The sequence below is a fragment of the uncultured Leptotrichia sp. genome (assembly GCF_938036635.1).
Lineage (GTDB): Bacteria > Fusobacteriota > Fusobacteriia > Fusobacteriales > Leptotrichiaceae > Leptotrichia > Leptotrichia hongkongensis.
This window is the reverse complement of the sequence record NZ_CALHQO010000160.1, coordinates 1-10790: the sequence shown is the minus strand read 5'-3', so window position 1 is coordinate 10790 and position 10790 is coordinate 1. Positions and strand designations below refer to the sequence as shown.

Here is a 10790-nt window from a genome sequence, read left to right as displayed (position 1 = left end):
TGGAGAAATGAAAATTTCTTTTTTTAATTTAAATGAAATTTATTATGAAAAAGTTAGTGAAAAGATAAAATGGTTCTTAAAAATGTTTGAGCCACTTTCTATAATTTTTATTGGAGTAATTATCGGAATTATTGTATTTTCAGTTATGCTGCCTATTTTTAAAATGGGGGAAATGCTCTAAATATTAAATTAAAAATATAAAAAATTAAAGTTGGAAATGAAAATTTTCGATTTTACACAGATAATGTAAATACAGTATTTGTTATTAACCATTCTTAATATAAAGAGAGGGTAAAATTCCTTATAAATAAAATATATGGTTTATAAAATGGAATAAATTGCTAATTTATCTAAAATAATTTGGATTAAAGCAAAGTTTAAAGTTGAAATTAAAAGTTGTGAGTATACTGTTCAAACCTTATAGATTCAATTTTAAAGGGATGTTAGTATACAATAAAAGAAAAAAGGAAAATTTATGATAGAAAATTTTATAGAATCATCGAAATACGCACAGAATTTATTTAAAATAAAGAATGAAATTATACAGGAGATAAAAAACAAAAGTTTGGAACAAAATGTGCCGATTATTACAGATGAAGTGCTAAATTATATGATTTTTACAGCTAGAAATATTAAAGCTGAAAATATTTTGGAAATTGGAACTGCGACAGGATATTCAGGGCTATTTTTGGCACAAATTGCTAATGAAAATGGTGGGTTTTTAACAACAATGGAAATTGATGAAATTCGTTATGAAAAAGCTGTGGAAAATTTTAAGAAACTTGGATTATTCGAAAAGAATAAGATGATTTTGGGAGATGCTTTGGAGGAAATTCCAAAACTTAATAAAAATATGAAATATGATTTTATTTTTATTGATGCTTCAAAAGGGCAGTATTTGAAGTTTTTTGAAATGAGTTATGAACTTCTCAATGAAAATGGAATTATTTTTATTGATAATCTAATGTTTCGTGGATTGGTTGCAACAGATAAGGAAGAAATTCCGAAAAGATATAAGACAATTGTAAAAAGGCTTAAAGAATTTATAGAAAAATTGAATGAAGAGTATAATTTTGTACTGCTGCCGTTTGGAGATGGAGTTGGGATAGTAAAAAAATAAATATTCAGTATTAATGACTCAACTTAAAAATTGGATTAAAGATGTGAAAAAAAGCAATGGATTGCCTATAGATGGAGTCTAGTTTTCCACTTTTGTTTTAAACTGGAATTGTTATAAAGAGATTTGGATTTATAATATAATTTTGTAAATATGGGAAAGAGAAGTGAGAGGAAATGAAATTTCTTTTGTATAATATTCGATATGGAACAGGAAAGTATCTGAATCAGCCATTTAAGCATATACGAGGATATTTAGGGCATTCAGTAAAACACATTTATCGGATTGGGAAATTTATAAATAAGTATAAGCCTGATATTGTGGGACTTGTAGAAGTTGATCTTGGTTCATTTAGAATGTATAGCAGAAATCAGGCTACACTTCTTGGAAGAATTACTAGAAATAATAATGTTTATCAGTACAAATATGAGGAAGATTCCAACTACATGAAATTTCCGATGGTAAGAAAGCAAGGAAATGCGTTGCTTTCTAAAAAACCTGTTTTACGGGAAGAATTTCATTATCTGGATATTGGAATGAAAAAATTGATTATTGAGGTTGAAACAAAAGATGTAGTAGTATTTCTAGTTCATTTGGCACTTGGTGGAAAAACAAGACAAAAACAGATTGTGCAGCTTTACAATTTTGTGAAAAACTGCAAAAAGCCAGTTATAGTTGCTGGAGATTTTAATGTGTTCTGGGGAGAAGAGGAAATTGAGATGTTTTTACAGGCTTCCAATTTAAAAAATGTGAATACAAGGAAAGATCCGACTTTTCCAAGCTGGAATCCTAAACGTGAACTTGATTTTGTGCTTTGTTCAAAGGAAATAAAAGTAAAAAGTTATGAAGTTATACAAACACAGCTTTCAGATCATTTGCCAATATTAGTTGATTTTGAAATTATGCATTGATTATTAGTCTTTTACTTTTTGTAAAAAATATACAGGATATAAAAGAATGTACATCTACAGACATTTATTACAAATTATAAGTTAGTTAGACAGAATTATATAGAAAGAATAAAAAAATCATAGTTAAAGAGGGGATTTATGAAAATTTTTAGAAAAATTATAATATCAGCTATTTTAATTAGCAGTATAATTTTCGGTGAATCAAATATTGAAAATAAAATTGCTCAGATTAGAAAAGATTATACAAGTACGAATGCTGTAAAAAATTATGTAGTAAAGGAAATTGAGGATAGCGAAAAGAGTACAGATGGTGGTGCTATAAAATATTATTTTCAAAATGGAACTATTAAAAAAATTATAACGGAATATTATAGTGAAAGCTGGAATAGTTTAACAGAATACTATATAAAAAATGGAAAAGTTTATTTTATTTATGATAGAACTCAAAAATATAATGTTCCGTATTATATAAATGGGAATTGGTATAAAGAAAACAATATGAAAGTTGGAGAGATTTTTAATAGTAAGAAATCAAAAATTACCGAAAAAAGATACTATTTTGATGAGAACGAAAAACTGATTCAATATATTATCGGGAATAAAAGAATTAATGAAAATGTTCAAAAATTGAAGGAAATTGAAAAAAATGTTTTAAGTGAGTATCTTAAAATAAAAAATAAAAATTTTTGAAGAAGGTGAAGAGATTGCATAAACTTTATGATTTTATGGAAGCAAGAGAGAGATTAAGTACTGTGATAACAAAAACTAAATTGATTCACAGTTCAGTATTCTCGAAAGAAACTGGAAATGATGTTTATATTAAGCCTGAAAACTTACAAAGAACAGGTTCGTTTAAAATTAGGGGAGCATATAACAAGATTGCAAAATTGACGGAAGAGGAGAAAAGAAAGGGAGTTATTGCTTCATCAGCAGGGAATCATGCTCAGGGTGTGGCTCTTGCAGCTCAAAAACTAGGAATTAAGGCAGTTATTGTAATGCCTAAATACACACCGCTTATAAAGGTGGAAGCAACTCGTCAATATGGTGCTGAAGTTATTTTAGCAGGAGAAGAATACGATGATGCCTATAATTATGCAAGAGAATTGCAGGAGAAGGAAGGGTATGTGTTTATTCATCCGTTTAATGATGATGATGTTGTGGAAGGACAGGGAACAATTGCACTTGAAGTGTTAGAAGAATTACCTGATGCTGATATAATTCTTGTGCCACTTGGAGGTGGAGGACTAATTTCAGGAATTGCACTTGCGGCAAAACTGAAAAATCCTATGATAAAAATAATCGGTGTGGAGCCAGAAGGAGCAGCTTCGGCACTTGCGGCTCTAAAAAATGGAGATGTTGTGGAACTGCCTGAAACAAATACAATTGCGGATGGAACGGCAGTTAGAAAAATTGGAGAATTGAACTTTGATTATATAAAAAATTATGTGGATGATATAATTACAATTTCAGATTATGAACTTATGGAATCATTCCTTCTGTTAGTTGAAAAACATAAAATTGTTGCAGAAAATGCAGGGGTCCTTTCAGTTGCGGCACTTAGAAAAATTAATGAAAAAGGGAAAAAGATTGTATCAATTTTAAGTGGAGGAAATATTGATGTACTAACTATTTCTTCTATGATAAATAAAGGGCTTATTGTAAGAGGTAGAATATTTAGATTTTCGGTTGACTTGCCTGATAAACCAGGACAGCTGGTTACTGTATCGCAAATCTTGTCTGAACAAAATGCAAATGTTATAAGGCTTGACCATAATCAGTTTAAAAATCTTAATAGATTTCACGATGTGGAACTTCAGGTAACGGTGGAAACAAATGGTGAGGAGCATATCCAAAAAATAATAGAGGAATTTAACAAAAAAGGATATGTGGTTAAAAGATTGAATTCTCAGGAGATAGAGTAGAGAAGTTTTAGTTCCTTGCTAAAATAGTATGCAACTAAAAATTTATTAAACATTTACTGTTTAAATAGGAAATAGAATTAGGAATATAAATCAAGAAATTAAATTATCGAAAAATTAATAAAAAAATCAAAAAAAAGGTGGTTGAAAAATGAGTAACGAAATGATAAATGGTGCAAGAATGCTATTGGAATGCCTTCATAGAGTGGGCGTAACTGATATGTTTGGGTATCCTGGTGGAGCGGTAATACCAATTTATGATGAAATTTACAGCTTTGGTAAAATTAAACATTATTTTGCAAGACATGAGCAAGGTTCAGTGCATGCGGCAGATGGATATGCGAGAGTTTCTGGAAAAGTGGGAGTTTGTCTTGCTACCTCGGGACCTGGAGCAACAAATTTGGTTACAGGGATTATGACTGCACATATGGATTCTGTGCCATTACTGGCTATAACAGGACAGGTAAGAAGCAACTTGCTTGGTAGAGATGCTTTTCAGGAAACTGATATTGTAGGAATTACTGTTCCAATAACAAAAGGAAATTATTTGGTGCAAAACATTAAAGATATTCCAAGAATTATAAAAGAGGCTTATTTTATAGCTTCAACAGGAAGGCCAGGACCTGTACTGGTGGATATACCAAACGATATTCAGCAACAGGAGATTTCTTATGAGGAATTTAACAAGCTGTTTGACAAAGAAGTACAGCTGGAAGGATATGAGCCAACCTATGTTGGGCATCCTGTACAGATAAAAAGAGCTTTATCATTGATAAAAAAAGCTAAAAAACCGTTAATTATAGCGGGAGCGGGTGTCATGAAATCTGGAGCTTCAAAGGAACTTTTAGAGTTGGCAAATAAAATGGATATTCCAGTAACTACAACTCTTTTAGGACTTGGAGCGTTCCCTGAAAATCATGAATTATCACTTGGAATGCTTGGAATGCATGGTACTGTTCCAGCAAATTATGCTACAGACGAGGCAGATTTAGTAATTGCAGCTGGGATAAGATTTGATGATAGAATCGCAGGAAATCCGAGCAAATTTTGTGAACATGCGAAAATAATACATATAGATATTGATCCTGCTGAAATTGATAAAAATAAAAAGGCTGATGTGCCAATAGTTGGAGATTTGAAAAATGTGCTTTCTGAAATTAATAAGGAATTAGAGCCACAGGATCACAAAGAATGGACAGATAAAGTAAAAGAATGGAAAAAGGAATATCCATTGGCACATAGAGATGTTGGTAAGGATAAATTGCTTCCACAGGAAGTGTTAAAGGCGATTAATGATATTCTGGATGGGGATACAATTGTTGTAACAGATGTTGGACAGCATCAAATGTGGGCTGCACAATATATGACTTATAAAAATGCAAATAGCATTGTAACTTCAGGTGGAGCTGGAACAATGGGATTTGGGGTGCCAGCAGCAATTGGAGCTCAAGTTGGGGCAAGAGATAAGAAAGTTGTATTAATCGTTGGAGATGGCGGTTTTCAAATGACACTTGAAGAAATTATGATGATTAGACAGTATAATTTGCCAGTAAAAATAGTAATTATAAATAATTCGTTCTTAGGAATGGTTAGACAATGGCAGGAATTATTTAAAGATAGAAGATACTCTTTTGTTGATTTGGAATGTAATCCTGATTTTGTAAAAATTGCTGATGCGTATGGGATAAAATCGGAAAGATTGCAGACAAAGGCAGATTTAGAAAATAAATTAAAAGATCTGATTTTATCAGATGAAGGTGTGATACTGGATTGTATCGTTGAAAAGGAAGAAAATGTGTTTCCAATGATACCAGCAGGAAAAACTGTAAGTCAAATGATAGGTAAGAAAGGGGTACTGGAAAATGATTAAGGAGCATGAAATATTAATAATTACAAAAAATACAAATGGAATTGTATCAAGAATAATGTCTATGTTTAATAGAAGAGGATATTCAGTAAACAAGATGACTGCTGGAGTTACAAATAAGCCAGGCTATGCGAGATTGACACTTACAGTTGATGGTGACGACAAGGCATTAAATCAGATTCAAAAACAAGTTTATAAAATTGTTGACGTTGTAAAAGTAAAGATTTTTCCGGCAGAAGGAGTTATAAGACGTGAACTTATGCTTATAAAAGTAAAATCTGACGCTCAAACAAGAGCTCAAATCGTTCAAATTGCAGATATTTATCGTGGAAAAGTGCTAGATGTGGCACCAAACTCGCTTGTAATAGAACTTACAGGAAATGTGAAAAAATTACGTGGATTTGTGGAAATGATGAAAAGTTACGGAATACTGGAAATCGCCAAAACAGGGGTTGTAGCAATGAGTAGAGGCGAAAAAATGTAATATTTTTTAAATAAAAAAGTACAGAAGGGAAGTAATAAAATGAATGTAAGCCAGCATTGGGAAAAGGAAAAATATGAGAAAAATGCACGTTTTGTATCAGTTTATGGAGAAGATCTGATTGAGTGGCTAAATCCTCAAAAAGATGAGTATATCTTGGATTTGGGATGTGGAGATGGAGTATTGACTAAGAAAATTACTGAATATGGGTGCAAAGTTTTAGGACTTGATGGAAGTCAGAAATTTGTTGAGGCGACAAGAAAAATTGGGGTTGAGGCAGTACAGGGAGATGCACAGAATATGAAGTTTGAAAATGAGTTTGATGCGATTTTTTCCAATGCGGCATTACATTGGATGACTAATCCAGAGAAAGTGATGGAAGGAGTAGCTCGAGCCTTGAAAAAAGGTGGACGTTTTGTAGCCGAGACAGGCTGTAAAGGAAATGTGGGAAAAATAGAAAATGCTATTTTTGAAACTGTAGAAAAATATAACATGAAAGCTAAAAAATGCTGGTTTTTTCCAACTCCAGAAGAAAAAACGGAATTACTTGAAAAATATGGGCTGAAAGTAAAAAGAATGATAAGTTTTGCCCGTCCTACTTTGCTTCCAACTGGAATAAAAGGATGGCTTCAAACTTTTTCTGCGCCTGCTCTTGTAAACGTTCCAGTGGAAATGCATGAAAAACTGATTGATGAAATAACTGAAAAAGTTGAAAAAGAACTGGAAAGAAATGAAAATGGACAAATTCTGGCGGATTATGTGAGATTGAGATTTGAGGCTGTGAAAGAATAGAAAATCTTTATTTTGAAAGGAAGATGAATTTGAAAACAATAGGATTAATAGGAGGAATGAGCTGGGAAAGCACAGTAACTTATTATAAAATAATAAATGAAACTGTGAAAGAAAAGCTTGGTGGACTTCATTCGGCTAAATGCATATTATACAGTGTGGATTTTCAGGAAATAGAAGAATGTCAGGCAAATGGAAATTGGGAAAAAAGTGGAGAAATCTTGGGAGAGGCTGCTAATAATCTTGAAAAAGCGGGAGCAGACTTTATAGTTATTTGCACAAATACAATGCATAAGGTTGTTAACCAGATTAAAGAAAAAATCTCAATTCCGATATTGCATATTGCTGAAATGACAGCAGAAAAGATATTAGAAAAAGGATTAAAAAATATAGCATTGCTTGGAACAAAATATACGATGGAACAGGATTTTTACAAATCAAAACTTATTGAAAAAGGGATAAATGTCATAATTCCTGATAAAAATGATATAGAAATTATAAATAAAGTAATATATGACGAACTTTGTCTTGGAATTATAAATTCTAATTCAAAAAAGAAATTTTTAGAAATTGTTGATAAACTTAGGAACAAAGGTGCAGAAGGAATAATATTAGGCTGTACAGAAATAGGGCTTCTTATAAAAAATGAAGATACTGATGTTCCATTATTTGATACAGCAATTATTCATGCAGAGCAGGCAGCAATTTATTCTATAAAATAAAATGAAAAGTATTACCTATAAGGAGGAGATAATGAAAAAACATATTAAAATATTTGATACAACACTAAGAGATGGGGAGCAGACACCACGTGTCAATCTTAATACACAGGAAAAATTGAGAATTGCAAAACAGCTTGAAAGTCTTGGGGTGGATGTGATAGAAGCTGGATTTGCGGTGGCATCACCAGGAGATTTTGAATCAGTTAAATTAATTGCTGAAAATATTGAGAAATCTACAGTTACAAGTTTGGCGAGAGCTGTGAAAAAAGATATTGAAGTAGCGGCAGAGGCAGTAAAAAATGCGAAAAAACCAAGAATACATACATTTATTGCAACTTCTCCGATTCATAGGGAATACAAACTAAAAATGACAAAAGAGCAGATTTTAGATAGAGTAAAGGAAATGGTGTCTTATGCAAAATCGCTTATTGACGATATTGAATTTTCTTCAGAAGATGCGACTAGAACTGAAAAGGAATTTTTGGTGGAAGTATATGAAACGGCTATAAAAGCTGGAGCCACTACACTTAATGTACCTGATACTGTAGGTTATAGAACTCCAAATGAAATGTTTGAACTTATAACTTATTTGAAAAAAAATGTTAAAGGGATTGAAAATGTGGATATTTCTGTGCATTGCCATGATGACTTGGGACTTTCTGTGGCAAATTCGGTTGCGGCGATTCAAGCTGGAGCAACTCAGATTGAGTGTACAATTAATGGACTTGGAGAAAGAGCTGGGAATACTTCACTTGAAGAGATTGCAATGATTTTAAAAACTAGAAAAGACTTATTTGAAGAATACTACACAAACATTGATTCAAAGCAAATCTACCCAACAAGTAAATTAGTAAGCCTTTTGACAGGAGTTTCAACACAGCCAAATAAAGCAATTGTTGGAGCGAATGCCTTTGCACACGAATCAGGAATTCATCAACATGGAGTATTAGCAAATCCTGAAACTTATGAAATTATGAGTCCAGAATCTGTTGGAAGAAATCCAGACAGCTTAGTACTTGGAAAACATTCAGGAAAACACGCTTTTGTACAAAAATTAGAATCACTAGGATTTAATCATGTCGGAAGTGATAGAGTAGAAGAATTATTTGCACAGTTTAAAAAATTGGCAGACAAGAAAAAATATGTTTTAGATGAAGACATTATCGCATTAGTTGCTGGAGAAGCAGCAAAAATAGAAGGAAGAATAAAACTGGCTCACTTTGAAATTTCAAGACAGGAAGGGAAAAAGCCAAAAGCAACAGTTACAATTGAACTGGATGGAGAAAAACTGGTTAAAGAAGCTCTTGGAGATGGGCCTGTTGATGCGGCTTACAATGCTGTTAATTTAGCAGTAAGTGATACTTTTGTTCTAGAAGAATACAAGCTGGAGGCAATAACTGGAGATACTGATGCACAGGCACAAGTAGTTGTAATTATCGAGAAAAATGGAAACAGATTTATCGGTAGAGGACAAAGTACAGATGTAGTTGAAGCAAGTATAAAGGCTTATATTAACGGGATAAATAGATTATATAGTAATTAAATAGAAAATATTGGAGGATAAAAGATATGATAATGATGCAGTATAAAGTAAAACTTTCGAAAGATTTTGATATGAACAATATTAGAAAAAGAGTGCAAGAAAATGGATTTAAAACAGATGGATTTGAAGATTTATTTTTTAAAGCCTATTTAATCTCTGAGGAAAATAAAGAATATTCGCCATTATATTTTTGGAAAGATAACAAAGGAATGAATAAATTCATATTTGATGGTTTCTATGATAATATTTTAAATTCTTTTGGCTGGCAGACTATAAATATTGGAATACCATTGTTGCAAGAGTTTAATGAAAACTTTTCTAAAGCAAGATATTTATTAGAAATAGAGAATGAAACAAAACCAATGGAAAAAATGAAAAGAATGGAATTTTCTATATCAGATGATAAAATTGTTGGAAAAGCATTAGTATATAACCCTGAAAATTGGAAACATACAGAGTATTATTTTTTTGAAGATGCTCCTAAAGAAGTAGAAAATTCAAAAGTGTACGAAGTTTTGCATATTTCACAATAAATTAAGATACAGAGTAATAGATTTTACAGTAACCAAAATTGATTTAGGAGAGATGAAAATGGAAATAGATAAAGTACGGATGCTGTGGAAGCAAGTATAAAGGCTTATATTAATGGAATAATAGGCTTTATAATAAATAATTCTGAATGATTGAGGAGAAAATTTATGCCTAAATTGATTATAAATGATAAATCAAATATTAGACAAAATATTTCAATGAATTTTTTTCTAGATGATGAAATTATAACGTTTAAAGGAACAAAAAAAGAAATTGAATATGTAGATTATGGAGAACATACAATTAAAGCAAGTACACTTTTTGTTAAAAGTTCGGAACAAAAAATAAACATTGAAAAAGAAGTTATGGAAATTGAAATAAGATTTAATTGGAAAAATTGGTTATTTGCTTTGATATTTTGGCTTTCAATTACAATTTTATTATTTAAAACTTTAAATGGAGAAATAGCAACAAGTAAATTCCTTTTTAGCGCTTTGACACTTGGTGTATTGGGTAATTTGTGTCTTATTATAGGAAAGCCTTTAGTTCTGAAAGTAAAAAAACAGATAAAATACTAATATTAGTTTAGGTAGAGATGGAGGGAATTTTCTGATTTTTTAAATCCAAAAAGTGTGAACATCGTTCGCATAATTTAGAAAATTTTTATGGTTTTGGAAAATGGCGGACACTGTTCGCCAAATTAATTTCAAATGGTAACCCCCATTTAAATAACGAAATTATTACAAACTTTTTTAATAAAGTCCAGTATAAATAATTCGTCGGAGCATTTTTCTGTACTGGCAAAACTGTTTAAGCATAGCGAGTTTTTTGTCAGTGCAGAAAAATGTCGTAGACTAGCCATAGGTTGTAGGATTTGCGGCAATGAGCAATCCTACGAAAATAAAAAAGA

The 10790-nt window shown here is 31.4% G+C and carries 12 protein-coding genes; all 12 read left to right on the top strand.

Annotated elements, in window-relative coordinates:
* Nucleotides 1-181, top strand: a 181-nt coding sequence (locus tag Q0370_RS03055; RefSeq protein ID WP_299571975.1) for a type II secretion system F family protein, incomplete at its 5' end; no start/stop codon positions are given.
* Nucleotides 182-475: 294 nt separating this feature from the next.
* Nucleotides 476-1120: an O-methyltransferase gene (locus Q0370_RS03050; protein WP_299571972.1), complete on the top strand. Its 645-nt coding sequence runs from the start codon at nt 476-478 to the stop codon at nt 1118-1120.
* A 173-nt stretch (nt 1121-1293) separates the two neighbouring features.
* On the top strand, nt 1294-2028 hold the full coding sequence (locus tag Q0370_RS03045) for an endonuclease/exonuclease/phosphatase family protein (protein WP_299571969.1): 735 nt from the start codon (nt 1294-1296) through the stop codon (nt 2026-2028).
* Nucleotides 2029-2166: 138 nt separating this feature from the next.
* Nucleotides 2167-2718, top strand: a complete 552-nt coding sequence (locus tag Q0370_RS03040; protein ID WP_299571966.1) for a hypothetical protein — start codon at nt 2167-2169, stop codon at nt 2716-2718.
* A 14-nt stretch (nt 2719-2732) separates the two neighbouring features.
* Nucleotides 2733-3950, top strand: a complete 1218-nt coding sequence (gene ilvA / locus Q0370_RS03035) for a threonine ammonia-lyase (protein WP_299571963.1) — start codon at nt 2733-2735, stop codon at nt 3948-3950.
* Nucleotides 3951-4098: 148 nt separating this feature from the next.
* Nucleotides 4099-5817 (top strand): biosynthetic-type acetolactate synthase large subunit, encoded by a 1719-nt coding sequence (ilvB, locus tag Q0370_RS03030; RefSeq protein WP_299571960.1) that lies wholly within the window; start codon nt 4099-4101, stop codon nt 5815-5817.
* Complete coding sequence (ilvN, locus tag Q0370_RS03025; protein ID WP_006804546.1) at nt 5810-6298, top strand: acetolactate synthase small subunit; 489 nt, start codon at nt 5810-5812, stop codon at nt 6296-6298. The genes ilvB and ilvN overlap by 8 nt, the downstream gene beginning before the upstream one ends.
* A 39-nt stretch (nt 6299-6337) precedes the next feature.
* Nucleotides 6338-7087 (top strand): class I SAM-dependent methyltransferase, encoded by a 750-nt coding sequence (locus Q0370_RS03020; protein ID WP_299571952.1) that lies wholly within the window; start codon nt 6338-6340, stop codon nt 7085-7087.
* Nucleotides 7088-7116: 29 nt separating this feature from the next.
* Nucleotides 7117-7806, top strand: a complete 690-nt coding sequence (locus Q0370_RS03015; protein WP_299571949.1) for an aspartate/glutamate racemase family protein — start codon at nt 7117-7119, stop codon at nt 7804-7806.
* A 31-nt stretch (nt 7807-7837) separates the two neighbouring features.
* Nucleotides 7838-9349: a 2-isopropylmalate synthase gene (locus tag Q0370_RS03010; RefSeq protein ID WP_299571947.1), complete on the top strand. Its 1512-nt coding sequence runs from the start codon at nt 7838-7840 to the stop codon at nt 9347-9349.
* Between the two features lie 26 nt (nt 9350-9375).
* On the top strand, nt 9376-9882 hold the full coding sequence (locus Q0370_RS03005) for a DUF4865 family protein (protein ID WP_299571944.1): 507 nt from the start codon (nt 9376-9378) through the stop codon (nt 9880-9882).
* A 165-nt stretch (nt 9883-10047) separates the two neighbouring features.
* Nucleotides 10048-10458: a hypothetical protein gene (locus tag Q0370_RS03000; RefSeq protein ID WP_299571941.1), complete on the top strand. Its 411-nt coding sequence runs from the start codon at nt 10048-10050 to the stop codon at nt 10456-10458.
* Nucleotides 10459-10790: the final 332 nt, after the last annotated feature.

What these genes read in the sequence shown, in the direction of transcription:
- Q0370_RS03050 (WP_299571972.1), top strand. Translation starts at nt 476, where the DNA reads ATGATAGAAAATTTTATAGAATCATCGAAATACGCACAGAATTTATTT.
- Q0370_RS03045 (WP_299571969.1), top strand. Translation starts at nt 1,294, where the DNA reads ATGAAATTTCTTTTGTATAATATTCGATATGGAACAGGAAAGTATCTG.
- Q0370_RS03040 (WP_299571966.1), top strand. Translation starts at nt 2,167, where the DNA reads ATGAAAATTTTTAGAAAAATTATAATATCAGCTATTTTAATTAGCAGT.
- ilvB (WP_299571960.1), top strand. Translation starts at nt 4,099, where the DNA reads ATGAGTAACGAAATGATAAATGGTGCAAGAATGCTATTGGAATGCCTT.
- ilvN (WP_006804546.1), top strand. Translation starts at nt 5,810, where the DNA reads ATGATTAAGGAGCATGAAATATTAATAATTACAAAAAATACAAATGGA.
- Q0370_RS03020 (WP_299571952.1), top strand. Translation starts at nt 6,338, where the DNA reads ATGAATGTAAGCCAGCATTGGGAAAAGGAAAAATATGAGAAAAATGCA.
- Q0370_RS03010 (WP_299571947.1), top strand. Translation starts at nt 7,838, where the DNA reads ATGAAAAAACATATTAAAATATTTGATACAACACTAAGAGATGGGGAG.
- Q0370_RS03005 (WP_299571944.1), top strand. Translation starts at nt 9,376, where the DNA reads ATGATAATGATGCAGTATAAAGTAAAACTTTCGAAAGATTTTGATATG.
- Q0370_RS03000 (WP_299571941.1), top strand. Translation starts at nt 10,048, where the DNA reads ATGCCTAAATTGATTATAAATGATAAATCAAATATTAGACAAAATATT.